The sequence below is a fragment of the Niabella sp. genome (assembly GCF_030150205.1).
Lineage (GTDB): Bacteria > Bacteroidota > Bacteroidia > Chitinophagales > Chitinophagaceae > Niabella.
Genome location: NZ_JASLGT010000005.1, coordinates 160209 through 175695, shown reverse-complemented (window position 1 = coordinate 175695; position 15487 = coordinate 160209). Strand labels below are relative to the sequence as shown.

The following is a 15487-nucleotide window of genomic DNA, read 5'->3' as shown; positions in this document are numbered from 1 at the left end:
GCAATTATTCTATCATAAATATAAGCCAGTATAAGCAGAAAAACATAAAAAGCCGCCGGTGCAATTACGAAGCGGGCACACCCATCAATGTGTACGTTCAGTATTTCAGTCGCGATTAAACTTTATTGTTACAGACGGTATTCTGAAACAGATGGCACATACCCAAACCAGGAATAATAAAAACGTAATTTTTTGAACCAGGGGAAGCAGGTAAATCAGGGAGGGCGTGTAATAGAAGACGTTATTGACCGCTACTAAAAAAACATTTATAATCCCCAGCCAAAACAATTGTTTCCACTTTAACCGGTACAATCCGGCAAAGGTTGTCACCATTGCAATAAAGCCAAGCAAGCTGGATAGGGTTACCAACAGATCGTGCCGGGTAGTAAACAGGAACAAGGTAAGGATCATGGCAGCTACGCCGCAACCGGTAATGATAAAACGAACCCGTTTTGAAAAACCAGCATATCGAAAAAATATCCACCAAAAAGCACAAAGCGATGCCCCCAGGATCGTCATCCCCATCCGGCCCCACCATTTGCCGGCATTGGGCTGACCATTAATACCCCGGTCGTTTAACAGGTTACACCAGTAATTATGCAGCCAGCTAAACCCTTGCGCATTTTTATCGGCCTGGGACCCACCCGGATATAAAACAGCAGCAATGATATAACAGCATACAAAAAGCAATATCCCTGCTACCGGCAACAGGCGGGCACGCTCACCCTCAGAAAGATCTTTTTGTTGTTGCATCCTTGTTTATTTAAACGCAAACCGAGCTACAGCGTGCAGCGCCCACAATAAACCAAACCAATAGCTATTACATTTAAACGCTGCTGGCTTTAAGCATCCAGTTTTTTTTCAAAGGCCTTCCGGGCGGCACCCCGGAAATACACTTCCCCGCAATAAGTATATCCCAGTTTCTCAAATACCCGCAACATGCCCGTATTGTCAAAATTAGTATCGGCCTTAATACTGAAAATACCCTGCTTCCGGCAAACGGTTTCCACGGCCATCATAATCCGGGTTCCTAACCCTTTGATCGCCTTTGGGCCGGTAACCGTAGCCAGCCGGTGTATAACTGCATAAGGACGGTTGGTCAGCCATTGTCCTTCCAGCGCTTCATAGGCCGGTTCCCCGTCAAAGATGAGCGCCGTATAACCTATAACGTCGCCGGCCTCGTTGGTACAAACATATCCATATCCTTTTTCGATATCTTTTGCTACTACGTCCGGGTTTGGATAACCATCCTGCCATTGGGCACTGCCTTCCTGTTTCCTTTTTTCAATCGCCTGTTGCAATAGCTGCCAAATGGCACCCGCATCCGCAGCAGTGGCGGTACGCAGTTCAATGTTGTTTTGCTGAGGTATCATATGCATTCCTGAACTGCAATACTCGTTAAAAAAACAATGACATGCAACATCCGTTTTAACAAACAGCATTTATTTGCCCATGCTGAATACCATGAACCAGCACAGGTGCGAAAGAGATAAGGCCCGCGCGCCATGAAATTTCATGGTGCGCTTTATACTTCTAGTCCCACCAGAAGTATAAGCGCCGGTTTTGCTTCAACTCCCTGGCGAGCGCCTCTACGGAACCTACGCCTTGCTCTACAGTATCCGGACAAATTGCATATATTTCCTTTGCCAGTTGATTCCAGTCTGCCGGCGGACGGTGAATGATGAACTCGCAGTAATCGCCGGAGGCACCGATCAGTTCCAGCTGGTATTTTTTATCCAGGTCCTTTATAATGGTTAACAGACGATCGTTGGTTATATCATAGTTAATGCCCTCCGTTTCCATCTTTTTCAGGATGCTGTACGGATTCGTTTCCTTAACAATGCCTACACGGTGTTTCCAGTTATCCGCTTCTCCCATTAGTTCTACCTTGAAGATGGTGTATCCCCGGTTTCGCAAACTATCTTTCAATTTATAAATCAGCTCATAAGCATTGTCTTCCGTTTCACTAAAAACAATTCCCGGAAAACGGATAGGGTCCACCTCGGTCATTTTATTATCCGCATATATTTTACCACGGGAGTAATGAAAAGGTGTTACCGGTACCTGGCTATACGCACGCAATTCCTGTATAACAAACGGGTCCAGATGCAAGCTATCACAAATAGCCTGTTCAGATTTGGTAAGCGAATACCCATTGTCACCTGCCGGTTCGGAGCAACTCATTAACATAACGATCACTATAGCCCAAATCATCCGGTTTTTCAATTTCATGATGTTTTGAGCAGAAAGATACACAGATCGGGAAAATTATCAACACTGCTTTATGCCACGGCAGACTGGCCACATTCTACTGCGCATTCGTTACAAATCTCCGCACAGGCCCGGCAGTGATCATGATCATGCTTGCTGCATTCGTCTGCACAGATCTTACAGACTTCTGCACAAAGCAATAAAGCATTCTGCTCTCCAATACCCAATTCCAGCAATTGCGCCGTGGTACGGCAAACCGTTGCACAGGCTATATCTGTCCGGATACAATCGGCGAGGTGTTCCACGGCTTCTTCCTGCAGGCAGGCGGCTGCGCAATGATCGCACACCGCGGCGCAACGATTCAGTAATTCCGCCAGATGATTTTCAGCTATTTTCATAATATATGTATTTTATAAAAAAATGCCATTACGCCTGTAAATGGCACAAACTGTATGCCTGTTTGCACACGCGCCCTGATGCGTAAGCGATCCGCCGCAAATCAATTCAGCAATGAAAAACGTTTTTGGCCCTTCGCTCTATCGCATGAGCGTCAGGTTAAATAGTTCATCTTCATCATAAATCTTGACACAAACAAACGGCTAAAAAGAACCGTTCAGCGACGAATATGAATGAATTGCAAAAAATAAAGATCTGAATCCAGCTTCCTGTTGATGACATCCAGCGCCGTTCCTATTTAAATCTACAACGTTGAACAAAGGATATGTGCATAATAACATCATCAGGTATTGCTTTTGCTCACGGCAGATCAATGATCCGGATCACCAGCGTATTGGTGAGCATCCCTTTGCCGAATTTATCCCAAAACCGCACCTGCACTTTATACTCCCGCTCCCAATCCATAGGCTTGCCGGTGTTAACAGTGCAGCGCAGGTAGTCCAGCTTACGGGCATCAAAAATATCCGCACCGGTAAAAAGATCTTTCTCAGCCATCAATATATTTCCCTTGAGATCGGCAATCGCCAATGCACAACCTACGGAAACCTTGCCCCCTTTTGTCACCAATCCTTTTACCCCGGTGTTGATGAGCTCAAAAGATGCACCCAGGGGAATATCATGATGTCTCAATATTTCGTTATTCATCATCACGCGGCTTTGGGCGGCAGTAAGCCCTTTCCACCGGGTTATGAGCCCCGTGCCAGACTGTCGTTGCATGCCGGTGGACTGCGCCTGACAACTGTATAAAAAACCGGTCAGCAGCACTGCAACAAGAACCGTTTGTATCCAGGCCCTGCGACTTGCTTGTACGCGGCTTTTCATACACAGGCGCATCCACCGGAGCACCGGTACGCCTGCCAGGGCCGGCAAGGTCGTCAATAACCAGCCCGTACCAATATAGTTACATAAAATACGGGCATCTTCCAGCGGGCTAAAATCCATCCCATAAAACACCAGTCGAAGTGCCACATAAATGGGCAGGGAAAAGAGCAGGCTTTGCAAAAACGTTGCCTTTAAAAATCGTTGCAGGGGTCTCTTCAGCAGCGGGTTCATATCTTTTGTTTTCCGTTTGTTTTTGTTTGAGGGCACAAAACTCACTCCCTGCGCGGCTTTTGGCAAATCTATTGCGACGAAGTGCTGAAACGGTGTATTGAAGCGTATGAAAACGCGGACTGAAGGCTATAACTTTTTTTAAAGAGCAGTTGAAATAAATGAGACCGTTTTATTTGCGATGCGCTGCGGATTACGGTTGAAGAAAGCGATTATCCGTTCTTATAGCTTGCAGTCAGCCAAACGCATTATAACAAATAAAATGCAACCTGGTGCATACACCGCCGGCTCCTGCACGGACTAATGAACCTTTTGAATCAGAAGGTTCACATCACGCATCTGTTCGTCCGTTAATATAATATCCGGCTGCAGGTTATTATCCGATACTTTACCGGCAGGCCGGATATGTTCCTTTACTCCAAAGCGCACAAAGAGCTGCGTATGTGGCAGGTTGGTATAATACATTTCGCCAATGCTGGTAGGATGCCCATTAATGGGTGTTTGCCCTATCAACCTGGCCATGCGGTTGTCTTTAATCAAAGTAGCAAAATTCATGGCACTGGAAAAAGTAGCAGGGCCTATTACCACCGTTACTTTTCCCTTATAGGGATAGGGAACCAACTCAGGTATTACCTGCTCCGATGCAAAATGCAATATCCGGCCCACCGGCTCAGCAGCATATTGCGCATTGTCAAATCCCCAGGACCGCAATAGCTTTAAATATTCGTCGCTCCGCTTCCAATTGGTCTGGTAGCCCTGGTAGGGCTGGTGATAAATAGCACTGATGAGGTAATCGCCAACGGCCGTGCTTCCGCCTTCATTGCGACTTACATCGATAATCAGCTGGGTTATATTATCTGCCTGTATCTGTTTAAAAATTCCGTCGATCCTGGCCCGGATGGAATCGCGGGAATAGGTTCCTTTGGCTGTACATCAAAAGAGCAGGCATTCAAATAACCGGTGCTGCCATAGCGGGTATACGACAACCGCTCCGTGCAACCGGGTACCGCCTGCGCCGCTCGAAAGGCCTCCCATTCCTTCAGACTGACACCTGGCATATGGATCGTTTTGCCGGCAGTTCCTATGATAAAAAAGGTAGTTAATGCGTTTACCGCCCAGGGATACAGGTACCCAAACTGCCGTAGGGCTGTTTCCATCCGCTGGGCAGGGTAACCGGTGATAGTCAGCGCACATCGATGCAGCAGATCCGCTACGGGCACCCCGTTAACGCTACGTATTTCCTGTCCGCTATACCTGTCAGCCACAAGGCCCAGGCATTGATCAATGTAGTAACGGTCACCTCGCTTTTTTAATGTAAAAGGCAGGTACACGGGCTCATGTCGATATGCAATATCCAGCAGCTCAGGTTTTAGGTTTAGCTGCGCATGTTCGTCCGAAAGCCGGGCCATTACCGGTCGTATCTTCTTTAAAAACTCAGTAGCAGTGGCCGCATGCTGCAGCGAAGCGGCAATAGTACTAAACAGCCCATCATATTGAGCAGGCGTTAACTCGCTATTGGGATTTACATGCACAGTGGTGATCAGGTGCCGGAGGCTGGCAAGGTCTTCCTTCAGCTCCTCAGGCGAAAAAAGCACGGGGTGGGCTTGTGCACGTCCCGTAAGGCCCATAAAAACGATGAAAATGGCACCGAACAAACAAGCGATGGATCTCATATCCCTTATACGCAAAAATGCTAAAATGTTACACCGGCTTCGAAGCAGGCGGAGCCTTCTATTTTGAACCGTTATATTGATCGTAAAAAGAAGGGGTATTATTCTCCCCGGGAATGGTAAAAAGAACAAAATGCGGCCCGGTAACTGAAACAGCTACTTAACGGCTGCCAGATCGTCCGCATCAAATATATACTCCCTCCGGATGATATTACCCCGGAGATCCTTTGTTTCTTTATATTGACTGTACGTATATATATTGGGGGTGCCGGTTACCGATTCGTCACATTTAAAAAACTGGTCTTTTGAAATGTAGGCTTTTGTAAAGCAGGAACTGTCCATACGCTCCTTATCCTGAATAACGACTTTTGCAATCTCAAACACAGTCAGATAACTGGTGTAGTCCAATATTGGAGCATTACAGTTCTCGGTGCAAATAAACTGTCCTTTTTCATACGATCCATGCGCAGCAATTTTGAGCGTATCCTGGTATACCAGGGTATCCGGTTGAGCGGGCCCTCTTTGCCATAACCGCCCTCTTCTGATCTCCACCGGTACCGGCAAGTCATTTTTAAAGGCAGTGGTAAACATATAGCCTTTGGGCTGATTATTGTCTTTTTTACAGGCTGCTGTAAAAATGGCCAGCAAGCAAACAATGATAACCGTTGCTCTCATGAGATGTATTATGTTTTTTTGATAAAACGGTTCTTTCTTTAAAAACGCAACAGCTACTCCTGGTAAATAATCTCCTGCAAATACGATCGTATGACTGCTTACAGCTCTTACAGGCCGGAAGTGTGGAACCGGCCGTATGGCGGAACAGTCGCTTCATTATACACCGCGCGGCTTCATATCCCACCCTGCCCCTGCTTACCAAACTTAAGCAATGCAACGATAAAAGAAACCCTTCACCACCTCCGCATCTTAAAAAGGAAGGCAGCAAGCGGCTTATCGTTACCAAAACTTCCACCATCTTTTGGTTAAACCCGGCGTGGATGCCGGTTCGTCCGGCACATATGGCAGTCCCTCATCTCCCACCACCTTTGCATGAAGCAGGACCGCTATCGCCTGCATTTTGCGAATGATCTCCTTATCGGGGTTCTTTACGCAGATATTTCCATCCTGGTATAAGAACCAGGGATGATTACCATGGATACCATCGCAGGAATAGGCCGTCCATACAGCCAATCCTTCGCTATGAACGGTTATGGTTTCGCCACTTATTGTAGTAGCCGTTGCCTCATGATTCAGCCGCATTTCAGCACCCTGGTTCACGAGCTCCGTCCACTCCTGCATAGAAATATTTAATGCCGGATCCTTATCCCACCAGTTTTCTTTGCGGGTAATATGCAGTTCATCACCCATGGCTATTGGTTTAATTGTTCGTTTTTACCACGTTCAATCTATCATTTATCAGCCTGCTTTATCCTTTTATGGCTGATTAGCTGCACCCGGTTGTATAACCCACGTCTAATTGATAACCCAGAAAAAAACGTTGCCGTTGTATTTTTTTCAACCCCGCCTTTGAGCGGACACAACCCCGATTGCTGTGCGATAACAAGCAACGACAGTAAGCGTTTAGCAGCTTGTTTGTTTTCATACAAGGATTGTTAAACTCCTTACTCCTATAAAAATAACTTAATTAATGAAAATATAGCGCATTAGTATTGAGTAATTGAACGGCCTGTTTCAATAAAAAGCACGCTCCCCCGGCTGCGCCGATGGTGCATGGTCATACAAAGGCAGGTGCATGGGCTGCAGCGATAACAAATCTACATGCGGACCCGGCTACAGAGAGCCGCCATAGGCACCAAACCAGGGATTGGACATCATCGGGTTTCCTGTACAGCGCATTATAGAACCATCCTCAAGGTTGCAAATCTATTCCCGGTTTAATACAAAAATGCTTATATCCGTTCCGGTATGATTAAGGGTAACGGTGCAGTTCCATTGAAGGGTGGCATAGGGCAGCAATGGGGTGATGAACGGCTTTGCCATCAGCCGCTGCGGCGTGCTGATAATGACTGTAACCTTATTTTGCAGGAAGTGGTCAATCACTTTTTTTAATTCGGTAAACACTGCCGGTTCATAGTTTACATCGCTCAGCAAAACAACATCTGGCAACGGCAGTGTAACGGCATCCTTCCAATCCAGCGGTTTTGCGGTTACGTTATATAGCTGTAATTGTTCCGCCGACCGCTTTACATAATCGGATGCCAGCGCTTCCCGATCGCTGATGGTTACCTGTTTGGCGAGGAAGCCAGCGTATAGCCCCGGCAGACCCAGTCCCGCAGCCAGTTCCAGTACCTGCTGATCCGCAACATATTCTTTATGCTGCTGTAAGAACATACAAAGGCCGATCGCCGCGGGCCATACCTGCGCCCAGTAAGCGGCGTTTTTATTGTGCTGGTATCCCTGTTGGATATTATCCGGCTGAGGCATACAGATTTCCAGATTCTGATCTCCTATGGAAAATGCCTTTGATAAATACATATGCGGCAAAGAAAAGAATTTATTCAGGATATACGTTTTGAGACGAGTTCCCGGAGTACGGAAACGCCCTCCACTCGTCCGCTTTCGGCAAACCTAGCCGGGATGATGAAAAGGTGCTGAAGTGAGTGACACAACGAAGCGGCCATATGTGCTGCAGCGGGGCCATAAAAAAGCTTACCCGTTTTTGAGACCGCTGAGCTTTACCAACAGGGGAATTAAGCCAACGGAAACAGCCATAAAAATACCGACCCGGATATAGTTCAATGCCCTCCACTGTTTTGTACGGCTTAATAAGTCGATGTTAAAGGATTTGCCATTTGCAATGGCCTGAAACTCGATGATGTTGGGAGCAAAATAAATAAGGGTCCAAACCCGCAATATAAAATGCACGGCAAACAGGAACAGCAGCCCGTTCCTGACCGGATCAATTTTCCAACAGAAAACGATGGCCAGTATAAATGTGAGCTCATGGATCGAATGAGCAATGATCCAGAACGTTTTGAGATCGGCTCCATAAGGTGCTTTAAAATACTGGAAGGAGCGGGGTGGAGCAGCCGTCCATTTGGGAACCAGTACTGCCGTTTCAAAAAGCTGTGCTCCGTTCAGCAAAAAATATGCAAGAAGGGTTATCAATAACCAGCTCTCGGCCCTTGTTATATACTCCATATTAACATTGCTCATAATGCTTTGTTTTAATAATTGCTGCTACTTCCTGTAAAAGAAGCAAGCCGTTTATTTTGATTTTGCATTCAGTTCACTGGTGAATGCCTTCATAATCCTGATCGATGAGCGGAAATAGCCGGCAATCAGCTGCACCTCCTTCCTGCTATAAGTTGAAACCAGTTTTTCTACATCCGCTTTCAGCCGGTGATTGGATGGCTCAAATAGCTTTTTTGCCTTAGCCTTATTCGCAACGATCAATACTTTCCGCCGGTCGGTTTTGTCCAATTCGCGACTTACCAGCTTCCGGTTCTCCAGCCGGTCAATCAGGGCCGTTACAGCCCCTGTAGTGAGGCCGGTAAGGCCGGATAACGCACCTGCGGTTAATGGCCCCTGTCGCAGGATAAGGCTGAGGTACTTATGATCCACCCCTGTAAGTCCTGCAGCCCTGGCGATAGCCTCATGCATCAATATGGTAACATCGGAGACCTCTCTTCCCAGATCGCCCAGGTTTTCTGTTTCTTTTACCGGCATATATCTTGATGATTAATTATCTTGATCATAAAGATAAATAGTTTACCCCAGATTTTCTGATCCGATCCGGTAAACCTGGAAAAAAAGCCGGTAAGTGGTAGCGAACGTCGTTTTTTTGGTGTCCTTCAATCGTCCATTCATCAGCCCTGCGGAAAACGCCGCAAACCGCCCTGATACCGGCGCAAATCCCCCCGGAACAACCGGGTTATTCATTTTAACTTTACTATCCGTAACAACAATAAATATGAAACATACACATCCATCCACCGCAGGACTTGAACTGGCACAGATCGGCTGGGTAGTTCCGGACATCCACGCCGCTGTAACACTACTTGCCGGCACCCTGGAACTTGCCGGCTTTCCGCCACCTCAGCAGGTTCGGGCGCAGGACCTGAACATGACGTATTATGGCCGGATCGTAGCCGGTGAGTGGCTGACTACACAGGTTTATAACGGTAGTATCTTTATTGAACTGGTGCAGCCGCTTTCAGGGCAAAGCATGTTTCACGACTATCTTGCAAAACATCCGGAGGGCGGTACACAGCACCTTGCCTACCGGTTGCCGGTAGATGGGTTTGAACAGGCCTCCGGCGCACTGCAGGAACAGGGTTATGCCATCATCAGCGAAGTAGATCATCCTATTGCACGTATGGCCTTCTTCGACACTTATCAAACATTAGGTGTGGTTACAGAGATCATGGGAATTACACCGGAGGGATGGGCAGCCGTTGAGCAAATGAAAAACGCGTAGGACCTACCAGCGGCCCTCCACATTCCAGAAAATGCTTCAGGCCAGGCGGAATGAAGACCAGCGATTGCATTTTTTACATATACACGTGCAACGCTGAGCAGAACGATTTCCGCAGGTTTGCTGAGCGGAGCTGCCCGAAGCCGATCGTTACCAGCCACATCGCAGGATAACGTGCATATCAGACAATACCGTTCTTTACACAATGCGCAACCAATTGTTCGTTGGTAGCAAAACCCAATGCCTCCTTCATCACGGCAAGGCGCTTCTCAATACTGCTTAAACTGGAAGGCCGGATATTGTTCTTTTTAAAATACTCCGCAATTTCCGGTTGGCGTTTTACCTGGAGCATTTGTGCGATAAGCATTTTATCGAAAGCGGTAAACAGGTGCCTTTCCTGTTCCTTTATTTGTTGTACCAGGTTTGGCGGATAATATTGCTGATTCGCATTTATATGGTCCAACGCTTTCTTTAGCTCTTTTTTATCCCCCCTGGACTTTGGTACATATCCGTCAATTCCAAACGCATCAAATAAGTTTTTGACAACGGCAGGCCGGTCCTCAACAGAAAATACCAGCACTTTCAGATCCGGCTGCACCTTCCGGGCAGCGGCAATAAGAGCCGCCCCATCGCTTAATTGTTGATCCAGGTGATCCTTTTTGAAAGAGAGATCGGTAATAAGAATATCATAGGAATCATTGTTCTGAAGGGCCTTCTTAATTTTCATCAGCGCAACATCACAATAAGATACATGATCGATCTGCTGCAACCGGAGTTCTTCCAGCGCTTTCTGAACCGAAATACTAACACATTCATGGTCTTCTGCGACTAATGCTTTTTTGATCATCCGGATGCTGAAATTAAAATCTGTTGAACATTACATTCTTCGGATTCAAAAATAATCCGCTATGCAATAGCAGCAATACGGGTTTCCGTAAACATACTGGTTGTTACTTTACAATCTTTGTACAATGTATAAGGACTACATCGACCAAATATTGCTGGATTATGCGCAAAAGAAGCTCGCCGGAACATTGTCGCTAAATCTCAAGGAGCCTACTCCGGCTCAGCTAAGAGATGAGTGCCTGATCGTATGTGCTGAAAGATGGGACCGGAAAGATGAGCCAACCTTGCGAACATTTTTTGGAACATCAATTGATCAAAAAACGTATCGGCATACTATTGACAACTTCGACATCAATAAATTTAAGCAGCCGATCAAATTTTTAAATAATTCACCGATTGACACCAACCAAAAAAATATCGAACTGCTGGCCTGGCTGATCAACTTTGAGCCCAGGCCCTTTGAGCTATGGAAAAAAAAGAATCCGGAAAAGCAGGATAAAGAAGATGCTATAGGGCTGTCTCCGGAAAAGCAGGAAGCGGAAGAACGCATCGACCCGGCAGTAGCGGATACCGCATACGCTGTGCCTGCTGAAGATACCGGCGAAGCCGATGCGCCGGGGCCCGAAGCAACAGGAACAGAAGATCCGGTAATTAAGGATCCCAAACCTGGAGCATTTTCAACCATTTTAAAGTCTCCGGCAACATTCAAACTTCATTTTAAAGCCATAACCATACCGGTAGCTGCTGTAGTGCTGGCATCTGCCGTTGTGCCCGTTTACCAATATATAAAGGCCGGTTTCCAACATGTTCCCGAATGCATGTACTGGACCGGCGATCATTACCAGTCCATTCCCTGTAATCAAAAAATATACGGATCGCTTGTTATTCCGCTGGACACAGAAAAACAGGTCCATTTTAAAAAGATAACCCGGCCGGATACCATTACCGAAGCTGATATCAACCGGATATCTTATATACGGCTTAATGGCAACATTGAGTACTATACCCGGAAGGGCGACCACCCGGTTTATACAGAGCGAACCCTGAATCCGCTGACGGAACATATATACCAAAAACATATTCTTCCGCTAAAACATTAGTGGGCATCAACGGAAAAATTTCCAAAAAATATTTCTTTGCGCAGCATCGCAATACGCCTGTATTTGCCTAAGGCTGCATCTTTAATAACTTCACCATGTATCCGTATTTAGCCCTTCTGTTACTGTTTTTAGCCGGCTGCAGTCGTTCACCACAGCAACACCGGTCCGGACCACCGGATCCCTCAACAACTTACAAGGTCGTTCGTGTAAAAGACGGCGACACCTTTGTGTTGCTGATGAACGACCGGGAACAGGTTGTACGATTTGCGCATATAGACTGCCCGGAAAAGAAACAGCCCTTTGGAAACCGTGCCAAACAATTTGTTTCCGACCGGTGTTTCGGAAAGTATGTAGCCCTCCTGCAGCACCACCAATACGACCGCAACAAACGCCTCATTGCGGAAGTGATCCTGGATGACGGGCAAAATCTCAATAAAGAGCTGGTGAGAAACGGACTTGCCTGGCATTTTAAAAAATATTCCGATGATGCAGCATATGCAGCGCTGGAAACGGCAGCCCGGCAGCAGCGAAAAGGGCTGTGGGCAGATGAAGCTCCTATGCCTCCCTGGGAATGGCGGCGGCGGTAGAGGGTTACTACAACTTCATGGTAAGATGGCTGAATCCGCATCTTCCAAAAAATAAAAATCCAGTCTTTTACGGTTTTCCGTAATTGAAGCCCCTTCTCACATATTACTTTAGCAGCTGAAGCGATCCGTACAGTACGGGACGCCCCTATTGCTTACATCTCATAAACGATCTTAACATGGAGAATGACTTAAAACTAAAGCTGGAGCAGCTGCATCAAAGAGTAGATGCATTAAAAGACCAGATCAATACAGAAGAAGCTACAAAAAACGCCTTTGTGATGCCTTTTATCCAGACCATCGGTTATGATATTTTCAATCCCACAGAAGTAATACCGGAATATATTTGCGATATTGGAACCAAGAAAGGTGAAAAGATCGACTATGTTATTAAAAAAGATGGTGAGCCCGTACTCATCATCGAGTGCAAACATTGGAAGGAGAAGGCGGATGCACATAATTCCCAGCTACACCGGTACTACCATGTTTCCAAATCGCGGTTTGGTGTGCTTACCAACGGGTTGGTCTATAATTTTTATGCGGACCTTGAACGACCCAATATTATGGACGATAAACCGTTTTTTACCTTGGAGCTGGCCAACCTTAAAGACGCTAGCATTAAGCTTCTCGAAAAGTTCACCAAGCAGGGCTACGATTTCACAGGCATCCTGGATTCTGCCGAAGATCTGAAATATATTAAAGCCATCCGGAACGAATTTGAAAAAGAACTCCAGGATCCCTCTGATGAACTGGTGAAACTTTTAGTCAGCCGTTTTTTTGAAAAGCCGCTAACAGCCTCCCGGATGGCCAGTTTTAAAGAATATACCCGGAGAGCCCTATCTAATTCAATCAATGAGTCCATCAATTCAAGACTGAAGAGCGCTTTAAACATCAATGAAAAAAATCCATCAAAATCAGACCACCCGGAAGTTACCCCGGTTGATGGCACACCGGAAGCGTCTAAATTTATTACCACCGAAGAAGAAATAGAAGGCTCACAAATCATTAAAGCCATTTTAAGAGAAGTCGTGCCGGCCGGCAGGATCGCCTTCAGAGATACACAATCCTACTTTGGTATTTTGCTGGATGATAATAACCGGAAGCCTGTGGCAAGGTTGCATTTCAACTTTTCTAAAAAATACCTGGAGCTTTTTCATAACGGGAAAGATAACGGTGAAAAGAAGTTACTGGAATCACTGGATGACATCTACCGGTACCGGAAAGAACTATTGGCTACTGTTAACAATTATCAGCAGAAAGGCGAAACAGAAGCATCATCCAATGAAAGATAAAGTTCATTATGGCGAAAAACTTTTTGATCCCCGATGGATCGAAAAGCGGAAACGGATTTTAGACCGGGATAATAACCGATGTGTTATCTGTGGTAAGGCAGAGGGAAAACTGCATGTACATCATAAGCAATATCACTTTGTTAAACGCCTGCAGAAACATGTAGATCCCTGGGACTACAGCGATGGCTTGTTAACCACTTTATGCGAAAGCTGTCATAGCCGTGGTCACTATCGATATGAGGTTCCGATAAAATACATTTAAAAGCAGCATACTCAACTAAAAACAAACTGAACAATGGGACTTTTTAACTTATTCAAAAGGCGCGCGCCGGCTCAGGCAGAAATATCGGAAACATCAAACAGTACTACCCTTCCGGAAATCAGAGAGGAAGATTTTATCGACCATTCCAATCCAACGTCAGAAAACACAACAACCTATTCTGTAGAGTTTGGATCAAAATTGCCCATAGACATTGTTTATGGTTTTTTGAAAGAAGATTATGAAAACAAGGCCTATAACGACGCCTTAACCAACCCCGATCAATCCTATAAAAGGGCAAACCTGGATATCGTTCGTAGTAACCTGGAAATAAAATTCAAACAGGTTTTTCTGAAGTATGAAGATATGTTAAGGGAAATTTCCTTTCATATTCACTCCCGGGGGCAGGCCGGCTTAACAGACATTGTGGAACTACTCAAATCGAAACAAAACACTTATGAAAAACATGTAGAAGAGCTGAAAAAAATGAAAGAAGATCTCGACAAAGAAGCACTGTATATGACAGGGATCTTTAAATCCTACGAAGTAGGGTTTACCCGGGGACTGGCATCACTTTCCTTGCACAATTTAAAAATCGACAACACATTATGAAAGATTGGTGGACAAAGACCGGCTGCTTGTTAACAGGATGGAACTATCAGATACTGGGCACCTGCACCGAAGCCAGCAGGAAACAGTTGAAAAAATATGCATCTGCTATTTTAATTCTGATCATTCTTTGGTCGTTGATCGGATATTCTTTCGCAGAGCGTTATATAAACGCACCTTCATGGGGTCGTATTCTTACGGCTTTAATTTTTGTACTGATCATTGTTCAGATAGAGCGTCAGATCATCCTTACGGTAGGTAAGAGTAAATGGCTTAGCTGGTTTCGTGTAGCCATCGCTTTTATTATGGCCATTCTTGGCTCCTCGATACTCGACCAGATTATTTTCAAAGATGATATTGAAAAGAAAATGATTCAGATCGTAGACCGGCAGGTAAACGAACAACTGCCTGGCCGTTTAACAATTATTGACAAAAAGCTACAGGAGTTTCAAGCAGAAATCGATTCCCTGGATAAGAAAAACCTGGCGCTGTACGAAGAAATCTCAAGTCGACCAACAATTCCAATAGTTTCAAGAACGGTTACGAATATACCGACCAAAAACAGTGATGGAAGTACTTCCACCAGATCTCAAATTTCAGTATCAACTACGCCCATACCAAATCCTAAAATAAAAGAAACTGAAGTTAACGAGCAAAATCTTGCTGTGCTCAGAAAACAAAAAGAGGATTACACCCAAAGAAAAATGAAGGCAGAAGGCTCTTTAAGGCGGGAATTAAAATCCAAGCAAGGTTTCCTGGAAGAGCTCAGTGCAATCATTGAGATATTAAAAGAACGGCCGGTAGCTCGAATTTTCTATTTAATTCTCTTTTGCTTTTTGATGTTCCTGGAGTTGTTTGTGGTAGTCAGCAAAACCAACGACACAAAATCTGACTACGATCTTGTGGTAGAACACCAGTTAAATCAAAAAATAAAAACCTTAACCCAGCTGACGAAATAATTCCGCACATTGGGCT

20 protein-coding genes are annotated in these 15487 nt (G+C 45.5%); 7 read left to right on the top strand and 13 right to left on the bottom strand.

Features of this window, described 5'->3' with window-relative positions; translation table 11 throughout:
* Positions 1–105: 105 nt before the first annotated feature.
* The 12 genes from Q1V85_RS04355 to Q1V85_RS04300 form a co-directional block, all read right to left on the bottom strand.
* Positions 106–753 carry a hypothetical protein gene (locus Q1V85_RS04355; RefSeq protein ID WP_300597820.1) on the bottom strand — a complete coding sequence of 216 codons (648 nt, stop codon included), beginning with the start codon at positions 751–753 and terminating at the stop codon, positions 106–108.
* An 89-nt stretch (positions 754–842) separates the two neighbouring features.
* Entirely contained in the window at positions 843–1379 is a 537-nt protein-coding gene (locus Q1V85_RS04350; protein WP_300597818.1) for a GNAT family N-acetyltransferase, read from the bottom strand.
* A 154-nt stretch (positions 1380–1533) separates the two neighbouring features.
* Complete coding sequence (locus Q1V85_RS04345; protein WP_300597816.1) at positions 1534–2232, bottom strand: DUF4253 domain-containing protein; 699 nt, start codon at positions 2230–2232, stop codon at positions 1534–1536.
* 50 nt (positions 2233–2282) lie between these two features.
* Positions 2283–2609, bottom strand: coding sequence for a four-helix bundle copper-binding protein (locus tag Q1V85_RS04340; RefSeq protein WP_300597814.1), 327 nt, complete (start codon positions 2607–2609; stop codon positions 2283–2285).
* Between the two features lie 358 nt (positions 2610–2967).
* On the bottom strand, positions 2968–3720 hold the full coding sequence (locus Q1V85_RS04335) for a hypothetical protein (protein ID WP_300597812.1): 753 nt from the start codon (positions 3718–3720) through the stop codon (positions 2968–2970).
* Between the two features lie 297 nt (positions 3721–4017).
* Positions 4018–4554, bottom strand: a complete 537-nt coding sequence (locus Q1V85_RS04330) for a S41 family peptidase (protein WP_300597881.1) — start codon at positions 4552–4554, stop codon at positions 4018–4020.
* Between the two features lie 11 nt (positions 4555–4565).
* Positions 4566–5390, bottom strand: coding sequence for a hypothetical protein (locus Q1V85_RS04325; RefSeq protein ID WP_300597810.1), 825 nt, complete (start codon positions 5388–5390; stop codon positions 4566–4568).
* A gap of 153 nt (positions 5391–5543) precedes the next feature.
* Positions 5544–6062, bottom strand: coding sequence for a hypothetical protein (locus tag Q1V85_RS04320; protein WP_300597808.1), 519 nt, complete (start codon positions 6060–6062; stop codon positions 5544–5546).
* 279 nt (positions 6063–6341) lie between these two features.
* Positions 6342–6752, bottom strand: a complete 411-nt coding sequence (locus Q1V85_RS04315) for a hypothetical protein (RefSeq protein ID WP_300597806.1) — start codon at positions 6750–6752, stop codon at positions 6342–6344.
* Between the two features lie 516 nt (positions 6753–7268).
* Positions 7269–7829 (bottom strand): methyltransferase, encoded by a 561-nt coding sequence (locus Q1V85_RS04310; RefSeq protein ID WP_300597805.1) that lies wholly within the window; start codon positions 7827–7829, stop codon positions 7269–7271.
* 225 nt (positions 7830–8054) lie between these two features.
* Positions 8055–8561 carry a transposase gene (locus tag Q1V85_RS04305; protein WP_300597803.1) on the bottom strand — a complete coding sequence of 169 codons (507 nt, stop codon included), beginning with the start codon at positions 8559–8561 and terminating at the stop codon, positions 8055–8057.
* Between the two features lie 51 nt (positions 8562–8612).
* Positions 8613–9074 carry a MarR family transcriptional regulator gene (locus tag Q1V85_RS04300; RefSeq protein WP_300597801.1) on the bottom strand — a complete coding sequence of 154 codons (462 nt, stop codon included), beginning with the start codon at positions 9072–9074 and terminating at the stop codon, positions 8613–8615.
* Positions 9075–9318: 244 nt separating this feature from the next.
* On the opposite strand from Q1V85_RS04300, the gene Q1V85_RS04295 reads away from it, so the two are divergent.
* Positions 9319–9825 (top strand): VOC family protein, encoded by a 507-nt coding sequence (locus Q1V85_RS04295; RefSeq protein WP_300597799.1) that lies wholly within the window; start codon positions 9319–9321, stop codon positions 9823–9825.
* A gap of 178 nt (positions 9826–10003) precedes the next feature.
* Here the strand turns inward: Q1V85_RS04295 and Q1V85_RS04290 are convergent, their stop codons facing one another.
* On the bottom strand, positions 10004–10669 hold the full coding sequence (locus tag Q1V85_RS04290; protein WP_300597797.1) for a response regulator: 666 nt from the start codon (positions 10667–10669) through the stop codon (positions 10004–10006).
* Positions 10670–10793: 124 nt separating this feature from the next.
* On the opposite strand from Q1V85_RS04290, the gene Q1V85_RS04285 reads away from it, so the two are divergent.
* From Q1V85_RS04285 to Q1V85_RS04260, 6 genes are all read left to right on the top strand, one after another.
* The gene (locus Q1V85_RS04285; RefSeq protein ID WP_300597795.1) at positions 10794–11768 is read left to right on the top strand and encodes a hypothetical protein; all 975 of its coding nucleotides are present in this window, start codon (positions 10794–10796) and stop codon (positions 11766–11768) included.
* Between the two features lie 95 nt (positions 11769–11863).
* On the top strand, positions 11864–12355 hold the full coding sequence (locus Q1V85_RS04280) for a thermonuclease family protein (RefSeq protein WP_300597793.1): 492 nt from the start codon (positions 11864–11866) through the stop codon (positions 12353–12355).
* A gap of 176 nt (positions 12356–12531) precedes the next feature.
* Positions 12532–13644: a type I restriction endonuclease gene (locus Q1V85_RS04275; protein WP_300597791.1), complete on the top strand. Its 1113-nt coding sequence runs from the start codon at positions 12532–12534 to the stop codon at positions 13642–13644.
* The gene (locus Q1V85_RS04270; protein ID WP_300597789.1) at positions 13634–13906 is read left to right on the top strand and encodes an HNH endonuclease; all 273 of its coding nucleotides are present in this window, start codon (positions 13634–13636) and stop codon (positions 13904–13906) included. The genes Q1V85_RS04275 and Q1V85_RS04270 overlap by 11 nt, the downstream gene beginning before the upstream one ends.
* Before the next feature lie 33 nt (positions 13907–13939).
* The gene (locus tag Q1V85_RS04265; protein ID WP_300597787.1) at positions 13940–14515 is read left to right on the top strand and encodes a hypothetical protein; all 576 of its coding nucleotides are present in this window, start codon (positions 13940–13942) and stop codon (positions 14513–14515) included.
* Positions 14512–15471: a DUF4407 domain-containing protein gene (locus tag Q1V85_RS04260; protein ID WP_300597785.1), complete on the top strand. Its 960-nt coding sequence runs from the start codon at positions 14512–14514 to the stop codon at positions 15469–15471. The genes Q1V85_RS04265 and Q1V85_RS04260 overlap by 4 nt, the downstream gene beginning before the upstream one ends.
* Positions 15472–15487 lie beyond the last annotated feature (16 nt).

Excerpts from the sequence above, each read along its gene's own strand:
- Q1V85_RS04270 (WP_300597789.1), top strand. The coding sequence starts at position 13,634 with ATGAAAGATAAAGTTCATTATGGCGAAAAACTTTTTGATCCCCGATGG.
- Q1V85_RS04335 (WP_300597812.1), bottom strand. The coding sequence starts at position 3,720 with ATGAACCCGCTGCTGAAGAGACCCCTGCAACGATTTTTAAAGGCAACG.
- Q1V85_RS04300 (WP_300597801.1), bottom strand. The coding sequence starts at position 9,074 with ATGCCGGTAAAAGAAACAGAAAACCTGGGCGATCTGGGAAGAGAGGTC.
- Q1V85_RS04315 (WP_300597806.1), bottom strand. The coding sequence starts at position 6,752 with ATGGGTGATGAACTGCATATTACCCGCAAAGAAAACTGGTGGGATAAG.
- Q1V85_RS04350 (WP_300597818.1), bottom strand. The coding sequence starts at position 1,379 with ATGCATATGATACCTCAGCAAAACAACATTGAACTGCGTACCGCCACT.
- Q1V85_RS04310 (WP_300597805.1), bottom strand. The coding sequence starts at position 7,829 with ATGCCTCAGCCGGATAATATCCAACAGGGATACCAGCACAATAAAAAC.
- Q1V85_RS04345 (WP_300597816.1), bottom strand. The coding sequence starts at position 2,232 with ATGAAATTGAAAAACCGGATGATTTGGGCTATAGTGATCGTTATGTTA.
- Q1V85_RS04320 (WP_300597808.1), bottom strand. The coding sequence starts at position 6,062 with ATGAGAGCAACGGTTATCATTGTTTGCTTGCTGGCCATTTTTACAGCA.
- Q1V85_RS04285 (WP_300597795.1), top strand. The coding sequence starts at position 10,794 with ATGTATAAGGACTACATCGACCAAATATTGCTGGATTATGCGCAAAAG.
- Q1V85_RS04305 (WP_300597803.1), bottom strand. The coding sequence starts at position 8,561 with ATGAGCAATGTTAATATGGAGTATATAACAAGGGCCGAGAGCTGGTTA.
- Q1V85_RS04295 (WP_300597799.1), top strand. The coding sequence starts at position 9,319 with ATGAAACATACACATCCATCCACCGCAGGACTTGAACTGGCACAGATC.
- Q1V85_RS04340 (WP_300597814.1), bottom strand. The coding sequence starts at position 2,609 with ATGAAAATAGCTGAAAATCATCTGGCGGAATTACTGAATCGTTGCGCC.
- Q1V85_RS04355 (WP_300597820.1), bottom strand. The coding sequence starts at position 753 with ATGCAACAACAAAAAGATCTTTCTGAGGGTGAGCGTGCCCGCCTGTTG.
- Q1V85_RS04290 (WP_300597797.1), bottom strand. The coding sequence starts at position 10,669 with ATGATCAAAAAAGCATTAGTCGCAGAAGACCATGAATGTGTTAGTATT.
- Q1V85_RS04280 (WP_300597793.1), top strand. The coding sequence starts at position 11,864 with ATGTATCCGTATTTAGCCCTTCTGTTACTGTTTTTAGCCGGCTGCAGT.
- Q1V85_RS04265 (WP_300597787.1), top strand. The coding sequence starts at position 13,940 with ATGGGACTTTTTAACTTATTCAAAAGGCGCGCGCCGGCTCAGGCAGAA.
- Q1V85_RS04325 (WP_300597810.1), bottom strand. The coding sequence starts at position 5,390 with ATGAGATCCATCGCTTGTTTGTTCGGTGCCATTTTCATCGTTTTTATG.
- Q1V85_RS04275 (WP_300597791.1), top strand. The coding sequence starts at position 12,532 with ATGGAGAATGACTTAAAACTAAAGCTGGAGCAGCTGCATCAAAGAGTA.
- Q1V85_RS04260 (WP_300597785.1), top strand. The coding sequence starts at position 14,512 with ATGAAAGATTGGTGGACAAAGACCGGCTGCTTGTTAACAGGATGGAAC.